The following is a 20135-nucleotide window of genomic DNA, read 5'->3' as shown; positions in this document are numbered from 1 at the left end:
TCTTTTTAATATTGTATTTTACTTACAATTAAATACACATACTATGAAAAAGACGATTATCTACCTCACGATCAACGCATTAAGTGTTTTATTCCTAGTCTCATGCAATAATGAAGAAGATTCTTTTTTGAAGAACAGTTCTAACATCTCTCCTCAAAATGAATATTCTATATCTTTTACTTATTTGGGTAAAGAGTATTCTACTTCCTATATGCTTAATGATGATTCAACGGCAATTTTTGCCGATAAAAATATTGAGGAGAAGTTAAAAGATTTAAGCCAAATACCTAATCTATCTACTTACTTGAATAAAGATGGTACTCTTGCTTTTTTTGATAATATAGAATCTTTGAAAAAAGAATGCGCGGTACCTACAACTGCAGTAGTGACTAAAAGTGCAACAACAACAGAAAGCAATCCTTTGGTTACATTTTATAAGGATATTTTTTATCAAGGAAAGGCATGGCCCTTTGAGCAAAACAGAACTCCATTAGGACCTACTGATAAGGCTGTAATAATGATTCATAAACTAGGTAAAATGAATGACAACACATTATCTGTTAAAAATAATATAGGTTTTTCTATAACTGTATTTGAAGACAAAGACTATAAAGGTAATTCCCTGACTTTCACGACAAGTATTGAAAATTTTGATGCGATTTTTAGGCGTTTTAACACTAATGACGGAACTATTGCAACATGGAAAAATTGTATCAGTTCGTTCATTGTAAACAACAATTAAAAATGCAATACCCTCATTGCTGAAATTACTGCATCTCTGATTGCAGGTTACACTCATAGTGAGTTTATATATATCTGAAAATTAAGTAGAGATATTCTGCAAATAGCTCAAAAACTGCTTTATGATTTCATTTGTAGAGATATTTTTATATTTAGATTTTGTAATTGTTCTGTTTTTTTATTGTTTCTGGGCTCGTCAATCCAAGTTAGGAGCAATTCTCTTCACTTTATGGGTATATAAGAAGAGGGGGCAAAGTTTTTGCCCCCTCTTTTTGCTTTCTATTGAGTTAATTATTTGATTTCGCTGCCGGGTTTGACCATTTTTTGCGGCGTAATTACCGCAAGGGAACCGTCGGCATTTTCTGCTGAGAGGATCATTCCCTCAGAAATAATGCCTTTGAGTTTGCGGGGCTCCAAGTTGGCAATAAAACAGACTTGTTTGCCGACTAACTCCTCCGGCGCATAATGCTGTGCAATGCCGGAAACGATCGTACGGCCCTTCAATCCGTCGTCGATCTTGAACTGCAATAGCTTGTCGGCTTTCGGCACCCGGCTACATTCCAGGATCGTTCCTACCCGGATATCCAGCTTGGTAAAATTGTCAAAAGGTACCGCTTCCCGGATCGGCTTCGCCTGGTGGTTTTCCGCTTCGTTCGCCTTCTTGGTGTCCTGTAGCTTTTGTACCTGGCGCTCGATGATCTCATCGTCGATCTTTTCAAACAACAAATCCGCTTTGCCTAATTCATGTCCTGCCTCCAGAAGATTCTTATCTCCCAGGCGGTTCCATCCCAAAGCTTCCACATTAAGCATCCGGTTTAGTTTCTCCATGCTGAAAGGAAGGAAAGGCTCGAAGACAATACCGAGGTTCGCTGTGATTTGCAGGGAGATATTCAGGATGGTCGCTACCCGTCCGAGGTCGGTTTTGGCAACACTCCATGGCTCCGTATCGGCCAGGTATTTATTTCCTATGCGTGCCAGGTTCATCGCTTCTTTCTGTGCATCCCGGAAGTGGAACGTATCCAGAAGCTGCTCTACGTTACCCCTGACTTTGGAGACTTCTTCCCAGGTTTCACGGTCATAGTCCGTCCATTCTCCGGATTCAGGCACCCGGTTCTTGAAATACTTGCCGGTCAGCACCAGGGTACGGTTTACGAAGTTGCCCAGGATGGCCACCAGTTCATTGTTGTTTCGCGCTTGAAAGTCCTTCCACGTAAAATCATTATCTTTTGTTTCCGGTGCATTTGCCGTCAGAACGTATCGCAAGATATCCTGCTTGTCCGGCAGATCGACGAGATATTCATTCAGCCAAACCGCCCAGTTGCGAGAGGTGGAAATCTTATCACCCTCCAGATTCAGGAATTCATTCGCCGGGACATTGTCGGGCAGATTGTACGTCCCTTCTGCCTTCAGCATGGTAGGGAAGACGATGCAGTGAAAAACGATATTATCTTTTCCGATAAAATGCACCAAACGAGATTCCGGGTCTTTCCACCATTTCTCCCAACTGTCGGGAAGTAGTTCTTTTGTATTGGAAATATAGCCGATCGGTGCGTCAAACCAAACGTACAACACTTTCCCTTCTGCTCCTTCGACCGGAACAGGGATGCCCCAATCCAAATCACGGCTCACGGCGCGCGGTTGGAGCCCTAAATCCAACCAGCTCTTACATTGTCCATACACATTGGCCTTCCATTCCTTGTGTTCGTCCAAGATCCAATGACGAAGAAAAGGCTCGTATTTATCCAACGGCAGATACCAGTGTTTGGTCTCCCGCATCACAGGTGCACTACCACTGATGACTGATTTCGGATTAATCAGGTCGGTCGGGCTCAGCGAAGTTCCGCAGGCTTCGCATTGGTCGCCATAGGCATGTTCGTTATGGCAATGCGGACAAGTACCGGTGATATACCGGTCGGCAAGGAATTGTTTGGCTTCTTCATCGTAATATTGCTCGTTCGTCTTCTCAATAAAGACTCCCTTGTCATAAAGGGTACGGAAGAATTGGGAAGCCAGGTCATGATGTATCTTCGAAGTCGTTCGGGAATAGATGTCAAAGGTGATGCCAAAATCTTCAAAAGACTTTTTAATAATGCCATGATACCGGTCTACAATATCCTGCGGTGTCACTCCTTCCTTTTTGGCACGCAGTGTAATCGGCACGCCGTGCTCGTCCGATCCTCCGATCATCAACACTTCTTCTCCTTTCAAACGGAGATAGCGCGCATAAATATCAGCGGGGACATATACACCAGCTAAATGACCGATATGCACCGGCCCGTTGGCATATGGCAGGGCGGTCGTAATTAAAGTTCTTTTGAAATGTTTCTCTTCCATACCTTTGGATTCTTTTTTTTGACGGCCAAAGGTACGGAATTTAGACGAAAGTTTAAAAAGAATAAGAGAAGTAAAAACCGGCGCCTTGCGTATGAAAAGTCGGAACGACTACAAACTGCCGAGCGCTGCGACTGTTTACGCTGCGGGCGATCGCATTACGGAGCGGAAAATAGCATAAATAAGCCAACTCGACCGACAGGATCCCGAAGCCGGCACCTCCCACGACATCCGCTACCCAATGGCGGTTATTGCAAATGCGCGAGACGCCCACCGCCGTGGCGATTGCGTAACCGGAATAGGCTAGGAACGGGCTGCTGTCCTTAAACTCCTTATAAGCCATATGTGCTCCCAGAAAGGAATTGGCCGTATGCCCCGAAGGAAAAGAGTAGGGACAGCCATCCGGACGGCGCTCATCGACCACATTCTTCAGCGTATGCACCATCCCTGCGTTCAATCCTTCGGCAATCCCGAGAAGGAAGAACTGGTCGAGCCAATGATGCTTCTCCTTCCCAAGCAGGTCGCAGGCAAAAACCCATCCGAGCATCCCCCATTCCACATAATCATCCACCCGGACCCTCTTTACCGAGTCTTTACGTGAAAAAAGATGAAAGTCATTCATCCCGTCGATCGCCGTGCCGGCAGCTCCGACGGCGATCAGCGATGCCGGCAGGATCAATTGCCTGGCGCTAAACCGGTATCCGACGACAGGCACGCGTTCGGGAACACTGTCTACAGACGCTTTCTCCTGCCCCGACAAAGGCCTTGCAACAAGCAAGAACAAGAATATCCATATCTTTACCGAGTTCATAGTCGGCAAAGATAGAATATTTTCATATATTTGCCTTCCTGAAAATGAATTAACAGATATGGAACACCCTTTGACGATTTACAACACGCTCAGTAGAAAGAAAGAACAATTTATACCCTTGCACGAACCTCATGTCGGAATATATGTATGCGGCCCTACCGTCTATGGAGATCCTCATTTGGGACATGCCCGTTCGGCCATTACGTTCGATATCCTTTTCCGTTACCTGAAGCATCTGGGATATAAAGTACGTTACGTCCGCAACATTACGGATGTCGGCCATCTGGAGCATGACGCCGACAGCGGAGAAGACAAGATCGCCAAGCTGGCCCGAGTGGAACAACTGGAACCGATGGAAGTCGCCCAGTATTATCAAAACCGATACCATGAAGCGATGGACCGGATGAATGTGCAACGTCCCAGTATCGAACCGTTGGCTTCCGGACATATTATCGAACAGATCGAACTAGTCAAAAAGATATTGGATAACGGTTACGCCTACGAAAGCCAGGGATCCGTCTATTTCGACGTCGCAAAATATAACAAAGTCCACCGGTACGGTGTCCTTTCGGGACGGAATATCGATGATATGCTCAATACAACCCGTGAACTGGAAGGGCAGGAAGAAAAACGCAACCAGATCGACTTCGCCCTCTGGAAATCAGCACAACCGGAACATATCATGCGCTGGCCGTCGCCTTGGAGCAACGGTTTTCCCGGCTGGCATTGCGAATGTACGGCCATGGGGAAGAAATACCTCGGCGATCATTTCGATATCCACGGAGGAGGAATGGACCTGATTTTCCCTCATCACGAATGCGAGATTGCACAGGCCGTCGCTTCCCAGGGAGACGAGATGGTACATTACTGGATGCATAATAACATGATCACAGTCAATGGGCAGAAGATGGGAAAATCGCTGGGCAATTCCATCACGCTGGAAGAGTTCTTCAGCGGCAATCACAAATTGCTTCACCAGGCTTATTCACCGATGATTATCCGTTTCTTTATCCTTCAGGCGCATTACCGCAGTACAGTGGACTTCAGCAACGAAGCGCTGCAGGCTTCTGCCAAAGGGCTGAACCGCTTGCTCGAAGCTTATGAGCACTTGCAGAAAATAAATCCGGCGGAAGCTTCCACCGTTACGCTTACAGGATTACGGGAGAAATGCTATCAGGCGATGAACGACGACTTGAATACGCCGGTGGTCATCTCTCTCCTCTTCGATGCCACCCGCGAAATCAACACGGTGAAAGACGAAAAAGCAACCCTTTCTGCCGGAGATTTGAAAGAATGGCAGGAAGTATTCCAAATTTTCCTAGTCGAGTTGCTCGGCATCCAACCGGAAGCGACAAGCGACCCGGGCAGCAACGAGGCATTCAGCAAGGCCATCGATTTGTTACTCAATATACGCCAACAGGCGAAAACCAACAAAGACTGGGCTACTTCGGACCGGATACGGAATGAACTGGCGGAAATCGGTTTCGAGATCAAAGACACCAAAGAAGGCGCCGAGTGGAAATTGAACCGGTAAGATGACAATATCTTTCCACCTGCCGGAGGATGAATAGGGGCTATTGCTTAGGCATCACAATCCGGCAAGTCAAAGGGTATTTCAGCCCTTTGGAACTCTTATAGTTGATTTCCGCAGCACCTATTTTTAATTTAGCCCGGATCTTTACAGGGAGATGGTTCTCGTCGTCTCCTATCCAAACGGTAGCGGCCGAGCTGCTTTCCGAAAAGGCCTCGTCGTAAATATCCAAGGAAAACCGGAGGGTCTTATACTTTACGGACTGCCCCTGGGTAACGATTTCCTGTCCGTGGTAACGGACTTTCAATTTGATCATATTGCGTCCGAGCGCTGCAATGAGAGGATATTCATCACCGGGAGTCAGACGTTCCCAATCCAACGTACGGAGATAAAAGACCGCCCCCAGCATGTCGAATACGCAACCGTCTCCGGCCATCACCGTATCGATCTTAACCCGTTCCGAAGTATAGCGGCGGGAATGTACGTACGTCTTCTGATTCCGGTAGGAAAAAGCAAGATCGTCATATAAAAAAGGATCTTTATGCTCATCCGCCCGCTTGTTTGCAAAAAGGAGCTGGTTATCCTGTGAGAAATAACAGTTCAGCGTATCTCTCATGCGGTAGACAGACTCGAAAAGCCCTGTCGTATGGAAAGTCAGGCGGTAACGAGAAGCCTGCCTGCCACCATATCTAGTCTGATTGTAGGAAAGCGCAGCTTCCCCGGCTTTAGGCATCAATATTCCCCATTTGAAATAGGCATCATAGAAGACCTGCTCTCCATAATTGAAAGGCAGGTTTTTAGGTAAACATTGTGTCCGCGCCTCAACTGCGGACAAGAACCATAAAAAGAGGGCCAGAAGCCCTATCAATCTAAAACGGTAATCCGCCGATTTTGGGTGTACCGCTATTTGAAGACGATTGTTTTCCTTCATCTTTATAATTTCGCTTCTTTTTAGTCGCCTCCTTCGGCTTATTTTTCGTAATATCCAACGGTTTCTGCTTATCCAACGGAGTCGCCAGGATATCCCAACGGGTCTCATCGCTCCTCCAGTTCTGCATGATCTTAAACATCCCGGGATAATAGTATACCTCTTCCGGTTGTATTTTATCCAGATAGAACCCCGTATCCCATTTTCCATTCCTGTTGCGGTCTACCACCAACCGGGCATAGTAGGTCTCCGGCGGTAAATCCATGAATAAGGCGCCCCCATCCTTTACCTGTGCCTTGCGAACCGGCTGGTCGCTTCTATTCAGAAGCTCTACGAAAGCCATAGAATCCGCCACCCCGTCTATATAAATGAACAAATGCCCATATGCATCTTCCTCTTTCATTTTGAACTTCGCTGAGAAAGGGCTGTTCCATTTGCCGTAAATGCTGTAAACCGCAGCCGAATCTACATTCAACCGGTATTCTTCCCCATAGCGCCATTTGCGGAAAAGAAAATAGCGCAACGTATTGATCGAGTCGACCCTTAAGTCGAAATCAGCCGCCTGCCAGCTGGAATCGGCTTCCATCTTCTCCAACCGGATCGTCTCTTTCTTCAGGTCCGCTACCGGTTCATTAAAAGTAACCGATAAAGTATCGAATAAGTTCATCTCTCCGGTTGTATTGAAAGCCATTCCGAGGAAATCAATCGGCTCGGGCTCATCCTTTTTCCGTTTCTTCTTTTCCTGCGGACGCTGCCGGAAGAGCAATTGCAGCGTATCGGTTTCGGCTTGCAGCACATTCAGGGAATCCGTCCGGGGATAGACTACTTCCATTTGCAAAGTATCCTGCTGCCAGACAAGGGAATCCGTAATCCAATAGTTCACGGCCTTCCCTTCGTCGCCCCATTGCGTATAATACCACTCCTTGCCTGCCGGCTCAAAATTAAGCGGTTTCGGCACAGGCATCGAATCCAGCGGCGCATTGAAACGCAAAGAGAACAGATTCGCTTGTGAACGCTCGGGACGAAGCATATATTGCCGCTGGTAATTCTCCTTAAATAATCGCAACTTGACATCATTCGGCAGGAAACGCGTGTAAGAAACCGTCTTTATCGTATCGATCGTCAGCGTGTCTTTCCAGATTGTATCCTGCCGTGTCGTAAGCTCGAAGGTCGGAACTACGATAGAGTCGAGGAAAGCGATATCTTCTCCTGGCTGGTCGAACTTATAATCCCGGTTCTGGTCATTCAGGGCATAGACGCGGTAGCTTCCCGTAGCAATGTTCCGGATGGTAAAGCTCCCCTTGTCGTTAGTCCGCGAAGTACGGAAGAAGGGCGTTGTCAGAAAGGCGGAATCGGCCAGATCGCGATGCAACCCGATAGTAATGCCCGACATAGGTTCCAGATTTTCGGCATTCAACAGAACGCCGGCTATTTCCAGCGAATCGATGACATCTCCGGTTGAGAAAGCAAAGGAAAAGTTAGGATATTCGTTTTTCTCATTATTATCCGAAATGGAATTGTTGAAATCGATCGTATAAGTCGTATTGGGAATCAGGCTATCCTCCAGTTCCACTATCACATTTTTTCCGGCCGAACGGATCACGGGCGGTATTTTCTGCGGAGGGGTAACGATCACATTTTCCGAAGGATTGTCGATTTGGATCAATTCATCAAAAAAGATTTCCACCTTTTTCCCCTTATAGTTGGTGGCTTGGGGAGGCGGCGAACTGCTAATGAATTTAGGAGGAGTCTCATCATAAGGCCCTCCGTTAGGGGATGCCATATTTGCGCAGGAATAAAGAACTCCCGACAGAAACAATCCAATAACAGCCTTAAATCCAACTCGCTTCAACATCCGCTCCATTCCCTATACCAATCTGATTCATTATCTATGAGCGACAAAAATAACGAATAGTTATCAAAGGAGTAGTAAAAAAGAAAGTANCTGCCAGCTGGAATCGGCTTCCATCTTCTCCAACCGGATCGTCTCTTTCTTCAGGTCCGCTACCGGTTCATTAAAAGTAACCGATAAAGTATCGAATAAGTTCATCTCTCCGGTTGTATTGAAAGCCATTCCGAGGAAATCAATCGGCTCGGGCTCATCCTTTTTCCGTTTCTTCTTTTCCTGCGGACGCTGCCGGAAGAGCAATTGCAGCGTATCGGTTTCGGCTTGCAGCACATTCAGGGAATCCGTCCGGGGATAGACTACTTCCATTTGCAAAGTATCCTGCTGCCAGACAAGGGAATCCGTAATCCAATAGTTCACGGCCTTCCCTTCGTCGCCCCATTGCGTATAATACCACTCCTTGCCTGCCGGCTCAAAATTAAGCGGTTTCGGCACAGGCATCGAATCCAGCGGCGCATTGAAACGCAAAGAGAACAGATTCGCTTGTGAACGCTCGGGACGAAGCATATATTGCCGCTGGTAATTCTCCTTAAATAATCGCAACTTGACATCATTCGGCAGGAAACGCGTGTAAGAAACCGTCTTTATCGTATCGATCGTCAGCGTGTCTTTCCAGATTGTATCCTGCCGTGTCGTAAGCTCGAAGGTCGGAACTACGATAGAGTCGAGGAAAGCGATATCTTCTCCTGGCTGGTCGAACTTATAATCCCGGTTCTGGTCATTCAGGGCATAGACGCGGTAGCTTCCCGTAGCAATGTTCCGGATGGTAAAGCTCCCCTTGTCGTTAGTCCGCGAAGTACGGAAGAAGGGCGTTGTCAGAAAGGCGGAATCGGCCAGATCGCGATGCAACCCGATAGTAATGCCCGACATAGGTTCCAGATTTTCGGCATTCAACAGAACGCCGGCTATTTCCAGCGAATCGATGACATCTCCGGTTGAGAAAGCAAAGGAAAAGTTAGGATATTCGTTTTTCTCATTATTATCCGAAATGGAATTGTTGAAATCGATCGTATAAGTCGTATTGGGAATCAGGCTATCCTCCAGTTCCACTATCACATTTTTTCCGGCCGAACGGATCACGGGCGGTATTTTCTGCGGAGGGGTAACGATCACATTTTCCGAAGGATTGTCGATTTGGATCAATTCATCAAAAAAGATTTCCACCTTTTTCCCCTTATAGTTGGTGGCTTGGGGAGGCGGCGAACTGCTAATGAATTTAGGAGGAGTCTCATCATAAGGCCCTCCGTTAGGGGATGCCATATTTGCGCAGGAATAAAGAACTCCCGACAGAAACAATCCAATAACAGCCTTAAATCCAACTCGCTTCAACATCCGCTCCATTCCCTATACCAATCTGATTCATTATCTATGAGCGACAAAAATAACGAATAGTTATCAAAGGAGTAGTAAAAAAGAAAGTAATAATCGCAAGAATGCTTATTTCCAACCAAAGACCATCGAACGGATACGCTTTTTCCTTCCTTCTTTCAGGCGCCGTTTTGCAGTATGGCGCCAAGAATAATTTCGCTCACCACTTCTCTGCAAGAAAAATCCTTAATCGGTAGGCGGAGAGTACTTTGTTGCTGTGATTTTTGTGGTCATAGCGATGAAGGCGTTCAAAGGCAACTGTCGCCGGCGGACTTTTATACGGTGATTCTCTTTTTTCTCGCTACTCATTGAGGTGTTCGATGGCCGTCGAACACGTGTTTTACGGCTGTCGAACACGTGTTTTACAGCTGTCAAACACCTGTTTGATGACTGTCAAACACGTGTTTCACTGCCGTCAGCTACTATAATGTCAATATACAAAGAAAAAAATGAGTTGCCTTTTTTGTGTAAGGAGTTGCTTCTTGTTTCCCAAAGACAGGAAAAAAGCGGCACTTTGCTCTTATTAAAAACTAAAATCTTGCGGATTTAAAAGAATCTTTAAAACAGAATAGAATATTTTCCCATTCAATCTTTTTTTAGTTCTTGTTTTTCAATAAGATAAAAAACGATTTATTTATGAATGCCTAAACATTCTGTGAAACCCTGTTTATATGAAGAGAATAGGACATTGAGAAATATTTTTGAGAAAAATATCTCCAAAAAATTGGTTATAGTGGATTTCTTTTTTAATTTTGGAAAGAAAATAAAGAGAATATTAACAACAACCTGCTTCTTGCAGAGAAGTGGAAAAGAGAAGAAATGTATATTGGTAATATCCAATTATAGCTAATGTGTTTATCCTATTCTGTAATCAATGTATGAAATGACCGAAAAGTGTAAAAACGGCTATTTCATCCATTAGAATTAATTTTGTTTAACATTTAAATTATTAATTATGAGGCCAATCACTATCATGAAAGATTCTTATGGGATCTTATGTAAAAAACGCCGTATTGTAAGCCTACTCTTTTTACTTTTTCTCCTCGGGATCACATCCATATGGGCCCAAAGGACAACAATCCAAGGTATTGTAAAAGACACAAAAGGAGTAGAAATCATTGGAGTTAATATTTTGGAAAAAGGGACCAACAATGGAACGTTAACTGACATGTCCGGTTCTTTTTCTCTCAATGTAGAAGAAGGGAAAACGCTTGTTTTTTCCTACGTGGGTTACAAAACAGTAGAAACTCCTGCAAAACAAGGAATGCAAGTAATATTAGAGGAAGACGACCAGGTTTTGGGAGAAGTGGTTGTTGTAGGGTACGGTAGTACGGTAAAAAAAGATTTGACTACAGCCGTTACCAGTGTACGGGATAAAGACTTTCTACAAGGTGCCGTGAATGACCCCATGCAGTTGGTTGACGGAAAAGTTGCCGGTCTTTCGGTTTCCAGCTACGCAGCATCAGATCCCAATGCAAGTTCCGCCTTACAGGTAAGAGGCGCCTCTTCAATCAAAGCCGGAAACGGCCCTCTGATTGTTATCGACGGAATGCCGGGGGGAGATCTGAGAAATCTGGCCCAACAAGATATTGAGTCAATTACGGTTTTAAAAGACGGTTCGGCCGCTGCTATTTATGGTTCACGCGGAGCTAATGGCGTTATTTTGGTTCAAACCAAACAAGGTAAGGCCGGAAGAGTAAGTATCTCGTATGACGGATATATGGAACACGACTTTATCGCTAAAAAACCGGATATCCTTTCTCCTCAAGAGTTTGTAGATCATAACAGAGCCATTGATAAAGGATTCCGGACAAATTGGTATGATGAACTATTGAATAAAGATAACTTCGGACATAACCATAACATCTCCTTATCCGGAGGAAATGAATCGACATTGTTCCGAATCTCCGCCAATTATAAGAACAAAGAAGGCATTGACATTGCTTCGGGACGTGAAGAATATGGTTTACGCAGTAGTTTTAAGCAAACTACATTGGAAGGTTTACTTGAGGTCGGCGGAAATATTTCCTATCGTATTGCCGAGGAGGATTATACCGACTATAATGTCTTCAAAATTGCAACAAAATTAAATCCGACCGTGAGTAAGGATGAAATGGATTACTTTAAAGGACGCTATGATGAGTATAACCCCATAAAAAACCTTACGGAACGTGAGAATGGAGCAACGCAGGAATATTCAATGATAGACTTTAATATAAAGTTAAATTTATTGGAAAACTTGAATAGCGAACTTCGCTTGGGAAGGCAAGGCCATAATAAAAAGCAGAGGGAATATTATACGAAATATCATCGGGAATCCATAGACAACGGACGGGCCGGACGAGCTAGATTGGAACAACAGAACTGGGTTGATTGGACGTTGGAATGGTTAGGAAACTATAACTTCAAAATAGACAAACATGATTTCAAAATCATGGGCGGCTATTCTTATCAGGAGTTTAATTGGGAAAAGTTCGGTGCAGAGAATATGGATTTCCCTAGCGACGCCTTTCTATGGAATAATTTGGACGCAGGTAAATGGATGAAGGCGGAAGGACGCAATGGAATGTGGTCTGAGAAAAACAAAGAAAAAACAATCGCATTCTTAGGACGACTCAATTATGATTATGACAATCTATTTTTGGTAACAGCTTCCTTACGTTATGAAGGGAATACAAAATTCGGAGAGGATCATAAATGGGGAGCATTTCCTGCTGCCTCAGCAGCTTGGCGATTCTCCCGCCTGCCGGTATTTGAGGACTCTCCTATCGTAGACGACCTGAAGTTACGCTTTTCTTACGGAGTGACCGGACGTTCCGGATTTGATAAATATATTTCATTGGCCAAGTATTCCGGGTATGGTTGGCAGATTGATAGCAACGGACAATGGATTCAGGTTTACGGACCGGGAAATAACCCGAATAGCGAAATCGGTTGGGAAAAACAAATTTCCTATAATTTAGGCGTAGACTATGCACTATTTAACTCTCGCCTGAGTGGTAATATCGACGTCTTTATCCGGGAAGGAAAAGATGTTATTGCAGAATATGACTCGCCGGTCCCTCCTTTTCTACATCAAAGCATATGGACGAATGTCGGAACTACGAATTCCAAAGGATTTGAACTTCAAGTAAATTGGAATGCCATACAAACGAAAGACTTCAGTTATACGACTTACGGTACATTAAGCTATACAAAATCAAAATTAAAGTCATTCTCGAACGCAACCTATAATAAAGGATATATCGACGGAAACGGACTGCCTTCACCGGGAAATCCCGGACCCGCTCAACGTTTGGCGGAAGGACGCGAGATAGGTTCGTTTTACGGTTATAAATATGCCGGAGTGGATGAGGCCGGACGAATTATGATTTACAAAGGAGGACAAGAAGGGGCTGAAAAGATTTTGGCTGATGACGCACAAGATTCCGACCGGACATTCATTGGAAACGGAGCTCCGAAATGGGAGTTATCATGGGGGCACACCCTTAGCTATAAGCAATTTGACCTGGGACTATTTTTCCGTGGACGTTTCGACTATGATATCTTGAACACTTATCAAATGTATTTTGGATTGCAGGCCGAACCGGAAGTTAATCTTTTGCACTCTGCCTATAAAGAAAATGCACATATTCTCGGAGGTAAGAAAGTTTGTGATTATTTCCTTGAATCGGGAGATTATCTAAAATTAGATAATATCACCCTCGGTTGGACACCCAAACTTAAAACAAAATGGATTTCGAACCTACGCATCTATGCCTCTATGAAAAATGTATTTACACTGACGAGTTATTCGGGAATGGATCCCGCTTCAATTAATGTAGCCGGCTTATGGCCGGGCATTCGTAGTAGTGATGCTTCAGATGCTGATCCGTTAAGTGTATATCCGACAGCTCGTAATATCACCTTTGGTATTCAAATCAGTTATTAATCTTAAAGTGTATTTATTATGAAAAAAATAAAATCATATCTATCCCTTTTGTTGTTGGGAGTTATCATTTCTTCCTGTACCGATTTGACAGAGGAGCCTTTTAGCGTATTAACAACAGACAATTATTTTACAGATAAGAACTCCATTGAAGCGGCTGTACTCCGCCCGTATGAACATGGACACTGGTGCGCTTGGGATGGCGACCGTTGGATGTTGCAGGAATTAACAGCCGATCATTTTGTGTGGACCCAGAAGGGGAAGCATGGCTGGGATGAAGGCCAGTGGGTACGTTTGCACCGGCATAATTGGGATTACTTACAGGGACAAATCAATGGAGGCTGGGTAGGACCTTACCAAGGTATCGCTCAAATAAACAATGTGCTTCTGGATTTCCAAAAATTGGATTTTGCGGCTTTAGGGGCAACAGAAGAAGAAAAAGCTAACTATATAGGGGAATTACGTGCCTTACGCGCATGGTATTATACTTTTTTAATTGACTTTTTCAGGTCTGTACCTATTGTAGAAGATATCACTACTTTAAAAGAACAATCTTCGCCCCAGGAAGTATTTGATTACATAGAAAAGGAATTGAAAGAAGCTATACCTGGACTAAGCAAAGAGGCAAGAGTCGGTCACATTAACCAGGCCGCGGCAGCCGCTCTATTAGTTAGGATGTACTTAAATGCAGAAAAATGGATTGGAATAGCCAAATATACGGAATGTGCTGCGATTGCACAGGAAATTGTTGACGGGAAATATGGAAACTTTTCTTTAGATCCTGATTATCGTGGGCCATTCCATCGTTCTTTTGTAGGAAAACCTTCTCCTGAAAATTTATTTGAATGGCCGCATAAACGGAATATGTATGAACTCGGTTGGTTATATTCAGCCTTTCATCATTATAAATCCAACAGTATTTTAGACACCGACGGTTGGAATGGATATAACGGAATTCACTTAACTCCATCACTTGACCTAGACGGAAAACCTTATTCTTATGCATTAGGAAAGCCCTACGAAAAATATGCAGATGGGGACTATCGCAAACAAAATTATGAAGTCATTAATGGGAATGGCGATACAAAAGGCTTTTTCCTTGTAGGACCTCAATATGAATTCGACAAGGCAAAAGGTTATGGCTATGACAAGACAAAAACTGTAACAGGTAGCGAAGAATGGACGGGCGAACCGCTCGTATTTGTCGACCAAGTGGGGCGTTTTTCCGAAAAACCGAATGGTCGCTGGTCGGAAGGTTCTCAAGTCACAACCGGGGAAGAAAATTCGGGCATCCGATTAATGAAATTCGGGCCGTTGTCACATACCCATGGATTGTTTATGAGCAATTCGATTGCGGAAATACGTCTTGCTGAGGTATATTATTCTTTGGCAGAGTGTAAATACCGTGCGGGAGATAAAGCCGGAGCTGCAAAACTTTTGGATGCCGTACGTGCACGAAACTATCCAGCTGAAATATGGGCTGACTACAGCTATGAGGAGAATCCTTCTCTTTTGACAGACCAGGAGTTCATCGATGAATGGGGGCGTGAATTCTTAGGGGAACATCGTAGGCGTACAGATCTCATTCGCTGGGGGCGTTTTGGAGAAGGATGGTGGGACAAACCGGCCGACAAAACCGACAAGGATTATGAAGTATTCCCAATTCCTTCTCGTATAATCAATTCCAATCCGTTGATCAAACAGACAACGCGAGGATGGGAATAATTTGTGAATTATAACTAAATCAAAGGGGGTGTCCTCATAGGGCACTTTCCTTTTGTCTATATCAAGCGGTTACTTTTTTCCTTTTAATGAAGTGAAAATCTGATGAAATTACAGATAGGGAAGTCAACCGTTATCTTTTTATTAAGCATGTATAATGTTAATGCTTACTATCATGAAAAAACATCTCGAAGAACCACCTTTCCTAAACGAATCAATTGATTCGGGAGGAAATACTATCTAATCAATCTGCGTCTACATATAACCAGATTCGCTTTCAGTTTTAGTTTCACATTACTTATTGTTTAAACTTAAAATTAATTACTATGCAATGGAAAAAAGCATTTGATTTTTTCAAGCATAAAAAGGTTTATTTCCTTTCTATGTTTGTCGTTCTTTGCACAACTGTAGCCTTTTCTCAGGCAAAGACTGTCAAAGGTAAAGTGCTGGACGAACAAGGTCAACCCATCATTGGGGCCAATGTCGTAGAAAAAGGTACCACCAATGGCACCATCACTGATTTGGACGGGAATTATTCCGTTTCTGTGGATAATCCGCAAAGGGCGGTTCTTCAATTCTCTTATATCGGTTACAATACCCAAGAGGAAGCCGTTCACGGCAGAGATAACATAGAAATAAGATTATCTCTTTCGGTCGTAAACTTAGGTGAAGTGGTTGCAATCGGTTATGGAACACAGACACGTAGAGAAATCACGGGTTCGGTTGCCAACATTTCGGAAGAGAACTTTAATAAGGGGGTTACCCGGGATGCAACGGACTTATTACAAGGAAAAGTAGCGGGCTTGACCATTACCAAAGGTTCGGGTGACGTTGGCACTGATCCCACGATCCGTTTACGTGGTATATCAACATTACAAAATGATAAAGGCCCTTTTATTGTAATCGATGGGGTCCCGGGGGGAAATCTGTCAACGGTTGCCCCGGATGATATAGAATCCATATCCGTATTGAAAGATGCCTCTTCGGCTGCCATCTATGGTTCCCGTTCGGCCGGTGGCGTTATTTTAGTAACAACCAAGCGGGGTTCGGGTTCAAAAGTAGCAGTGACTTATAACGGTTATATAGCCACCTCGACCTTAGCCATGAAGCCCGATCTGTTTACAGCCGATGAATGGCGGAATTATGTTAAGGAAACGGGGCAAGACGGTTCCATGTATGACGCTTACGGCTCAAACACGGATTGGTGGGATGAAATTACACGCGTCGGCATTTCCCATAATCATAATATATCAATGTCGGGAGGCAGCCCTAAAAGCAATTATCGCGCTTCTTTTTCTTATTTGAATACGGAAGGCATCTTACGTGACAATAGCCTGGAACGTTATAACTTTCGTTTCCAATTCTCCCAACGCGCCATCAACGACCGCTTGCGCCTTGGGTTGACCGGATCATCAACCATGATCGAAAAAGACAATTATGCGGGAAGAAACTTCGTCTTAGCGTATAATATGCTTCCGGTTTATCCGGTTAAGTTGACGGATGGTTCATGGTTTGATACCCGTGAGTATGACCAGGGGAATCCGGTAAGGAACCAAGACTTGAATTCCAATAAAGACAAAATACAAAATGTATATGGAAATGGAGAAATCGCTTTCATGATCATGGATGGGCTGGAGATAAAAACGAATCTGTATAAGAGCCGTTTTACCCAAGAACGATCTGAATATTACAATTCCGAAACGGAAATGGGACGTGACGACGGCGGACGCGCTTTCAGAAGGAATGAAATATGGGATAAAGATTTGATGGAATGGATTGGTAATTATACCACGTCTTTAGGAATGGAAGAAGAACATAAAATTGAAGCGATGCTCGGATATTCCTGGGAAAGAAATGAATATTCTACCTTCCAAGCCCAAAACCGGAATTTTGTAACAGACATGTTAGGTTCGGATAATCTGCAGTCCGGACAGGGATTGAGACCGACCGATATCGAATCGGGAAGGAATATGAATAAACTTATCTCTTTCTTCGGTAGAATCTATTACGGATATGATGAACGCTACATGATAACTGCCACTTTACGTCGTGACGGTTCTTCCAAATTCGGAACTAATCATAAATGGGGAACTTTCCCATCGGCATCCATCGCTTGGGGTATTTCCCAGGAAAGCTTTATGGAGGACGTAACTTGGGTAAACGATATGAAATTTCGTGCCGGATATGGTGTAACAGGTAACCAAGATGGATTAGATCCGTATAAAACATTGGAACTTTACGGCTCAAGCGGAACTTATTATGACAACGGTTCCTGGTTGGCAGCATATAAGATCAATCAGAACGCAAATCCCGACCTGAAATGGGAAGAGACCTCCATGTTGAACATCGGCCTTGACTTTACCCTATTCAAGGGTCGTCTGAATGGTACGGTCGAATGGTACGATAAACAAACGAAAGATATGCTGTATACTTATAAAGTGCCTACCCCTCCTTACTTGTATGATAATATGATGGCAAACGTAGGCGACATGAAAAATACGGGTATTGAATTGGCTCTGAATTTGGATGCCATTCGGACAAAAAACTTCAATTGGAATACTTCGCTCAATTTTGCTTATAACAAAAATGAAGTAACCCGCCTCTCCAGCGATTTATATACGACAAACCGCGTCCTTGTAGGGGATGCCTGGATTCGCGGTGGATCAAGTAATACGACCCATGTGATAGAAGAAGGTTATCCGGTAGGGCAATTTTATGGCTGGAAATGTGAAGGCTTGGATAGTGAAGGACACTATATTATGACTGATATAACCGGTGAAGGGCAAATATCGGAAGATGACAGAACCTATATCGGATCGGCGCAGCCGGACTTCACTTTCGGATTGAATAATACTTTCAGTTATAAAAATTGGGATTTCTCCTTCTTCCTACGCGGCACATTGGGAAACGACGTATTGAATCATGTACGCATGGCCTATGCACAACCCGGTTACCTGATCGGTAGTAACGCATTGAACGATCCGTTGGTATATCAATTGAAACAAGTGCCGCAGTATTCTTCTTTCTATATCGAAGATGCATCTTTTATGCGCTTGGATAATATGTCTTTAGGTTATACCTTCAATACTAAAAATATCGACTGGCTAGACCGGGCAAGGGTTTATGTTACTGCACAAAACCTCTTTGTTATTACAGGATACAGCGGACTAGATCCGGAGGTGAACATGTCAAGGAACAATGGTTTGTCCCCGGGCGTTGAAGATCGTGAAGTATACCCGAAAGCCAGAATATTCTCGGTAGGGGTTAGCCTTAGTTTCTAATTACTTAATTCTATGAATATGAAAAAGAAATATATATTGTCATTACTTATAGGTTGTGTCCTAACAGGGAGCTTCTCAACCTGTACGAATTTGGATGAAGATGTCTACGATACCATTCCGGCAAGTGAATTTGGGAAAACACCGGCGCAAATCAATTCTATTATTGCTCCCATCTATAAAACCTTGAAAGAGATTTGGCCAGGCGACTTCTTTTGTTTAATGGCTGAAACATCGGATATAGGTATCAGTCCGACCCGAAGGGGAGGCGACTGGTGGGACGGAGGAGCCCATATGGAGATGAAACTTCATACATGGACAGCCCGCTCCACCTTAGTAACTAACTCATGGAATGCATGTACCAACGGAATCTCGACTTGTAATCAAATCTATAATATCATTGAGAAATCGGAAATGGAAGCTGAATTAAAAACAAGAACCTTATGTGAAATTCGAGGAATCCGCGCTTTCTGGTATTATATGTTGATTGATAATTTCGGCAATGCCCCGTTGGCGATAGACTTTAATAATACGGAACTCCCGACGGTCACTCCCCGACAAGAGTTGTATAAATTCGTAGTCGATGAACTCAATGCGATCAAAGACATATTGCGCGAGGATGTAACATCATCAAGTTATGGAAAGTTCACGAAAGGAGCAGCGTATACTCTATTGGCCAAAATGTACCTGAACGCTGAAGTGTGGGCAGGAAGCCCGAACTGGGAAGGTGTAATTGAGGCTTGCGATGTCGTAATGAACTTGCCTTATATCATCGAACCGGATTGGAAGGCAAGCTTTATCGTGAATAATCAAAACTCAAAGGAGATCATTCTCCCGGTTTGTTTTGGCAAATCCGATGGCGGAAACCACATGCATAAAAGATCATTACACTATTTAGATCCGATTGCTTTGGGCATGACAGTAGGTACCTGGAACGGTATAAGTGCCCAACCGAACTATGTAAAGAAGTTTGATGATGCGGATAAACGTAAAACGGGCTCTTTCCTGATCGGCCCGATGATCGATCCGGCTACAGGAGAAGTGCTGATTACAGGCCATAACCGGCCGCTTATCCATACAATAGATCTGACAATGATTGAAGGATCAATAAAAGAAGGAGAATGGGGCGAAGTTAATCAGGAAGACGGCGCCCGCGTAAATAAATGGGAGTTTGAGGTTGGTTTGGCCAATTCCGACCAGGAAAATGATTTTGCCATCTTCCGCCTCGCCGACGTATACCTGATGAAAGCAGAAGCGTTGTTGCGTCTCGGACGAGATAATGAAGAAGCAACCCGTTTGATTAATATAATCCGTGAAAGAGGTTTTGGAAATACAGATCACAATTATACAAGCACAACGTTGGAAAATATTTATCTGGAAAGATGCCTGGAATTGGCTTGGGAAAACATGAATCGCCAAGACATGATTCGTTTTGGAAAATTTCTGGAACCGGGCTATCTGAAACCGAATAGAACGCCTGACTACCGTTTGCTTTTCCCCATACCTCAAACGGCTTTCGATACGAACAACAAACTTGTTCAAAATCCCGGTTACCCTCAGTTCTAAGGGCTTAGGGAGAGTAAAATATTAT

At 43.9% G+C, this 20135-nt stretch carries 10 protein-coding genes and 1 pseudogene; 6 read left to right on the top strand and 5 right to left on the bottom strand.

Translation table 11 applies throughout. The features are described from left to right. Positions 1-43: 43 nt before the first annotated feature. Entirely contained in the window at positions 44-742 is a 699-nt protein-coding gene (locus BQ8014_RS03705; protein WP_080903182.1) for a peptidase inhibitor family I36 protein, read from the top strand. Between the two features lie 290 nt (positions 743-1032). Here the strand turns inward: BQ8014_RS03705 and metG are convergent, their stop codons facing one another. Then, entirely contained in the window at positions 1033-3138 is a 2106-nt protein-coding gene (gene metG / locus BQ8014_RS03700) for a methionine--tRNA ligase (RefSeq protein WP_255376321.1), read from the bottom strand. Beyond that, positions 3128-3883, bottom strand: coding sequence for a phosphatase PAP2 family protein (locus BQ8014_RS03695; RefSeq protein WP_080903180.1), 756 nt, complete (start codon positions 3881-3883; stop codon positions 3128-3130). The genes metG and BQ8014_RS03695 overlap by 11 nt, the downstream gene beginning before the upstream one ends. A gap of 58 nt (positions 3884-3941) precedes the next feature. Here BQ8014_RS03695 and cysS point away from each other — a divergent pair, with 58 nt between their 5' ends. Next, on the top strand, positions 3942-5417 hold the full coding sequence (gene cysS, locus BQ8014_RS03690) for a cysteine--tRNA ligase (protein WP_080903179.1): 1476 nt from the start codon (positions 3942-3944) through the stop codon (positions 5415-5417). 40 nt (positions 5418-5457) lie between these two features. On the opposite strand, the gene BQ8014_RS03685 is transcribed toward cysS, so the two are convergent. The 3 genes and pseudogenes from BQ8014_RS03685 to BQ8014_RS03675 form a co-directional block, all read right to left on the bottom strand. Further along, the gene (locus BQ8014_RS03685; protein ID WP_080903178.1) at positions 5458-6345 is read right to left on the bottom strand and encodes a DUF3108 domain-containing protein; all 888 of its coding nucleotides are present in this window, start codon (positions 6343-6345) and stop codon (positions 5458-5460) included. After that, complete coding sequence (locus BQ8014_RS03680) at positions 6284-8206, bottom strand: Ig-like domain-containing domain (protein ID WP_080903177.1); 1923 nt, start codon at positions 8204-8206, stop codon at positions 6284-6286. Before BQ8014_RS03680 ends, BQ8014_RS03685 begins: the two co-directional genes overlap by 62 nt. A gap of 69 nt (positions 8207-8275) precedes the next feature. Further along, positions 8276-9589 (bottom strand): annotated as a pseudogene (locus BQ8014_RS03675) (Ig-like domain-containing domain); the annotation flags it as partial. 982 nt (positions 9590-10571) lie between these two features. Between BQ8014_RS03675 and BQ8014_RS03670 the strand changes: the two are divergent. The 4 genes from BQ8014_RS03670 (at position 10572) to BQ8014_RS03655 (ending at position 20110) form a co-directional block, all read left to right on the top strand. Then, complete coding sequence (locus BQ8014_RS03670) at positions 10572-13547, top strand: SusC/RagA family TonB-linked outer membrane protein (protein WP_080903175.1); 2976 nt, start codon at positions 10572-10574, stop codon at positions 13545-13547. Between the two features lie 18 nt (positions 13548-13565). Beyond that, entirely contained in the window at positions 13566-15269 is a 1704-nt protein-coding gene (locus tag BQ8014_RS03665; protein ID WP_080903174.1) for a RagB/SusD family nutrient uptake outer membrane protein, read from the top strand. 323 nt (positions 15270-15592) lie between these two features. Beyond that, positions 15593-18547, top strand: a complete 2955-nt coding sequence (locus BQ8014_RS03660) for a SusC/RagA family TonB-linked outer membrane protein (protein ID WP_080903173.1) — start codon at positions 15593-15595, stop codon at positions 18545-18547. Between the two features lie 18 nt (positions 18548-18565). Continuing rightward, positions 18566-20110: a RagB/SusD family nutrient uptake outer membrane protein gene (locus tag BQ8014_RS03655; RefSeq protein WP_080905796.1), complete on the top strand. Its 1545-nt coding sequence runs from the start codon at positions 18566-18568 to the stop codon at positions 20108-20110. Positions 20111-20135: the final 25 nt, after the last annotated feature.

It is taken from the genome of Parabacteroides sp. Marseille-P3160 (genome assembly GCF_900162725.1).
GTDB lineage: Bacteria > Bacteroidota > Bacteroidia > Bacteroidales > Tannerellaceae > Marseille-P3160.
This window is presented reverse-complemented; position numbering and strand designations above follow the sequence as displayed.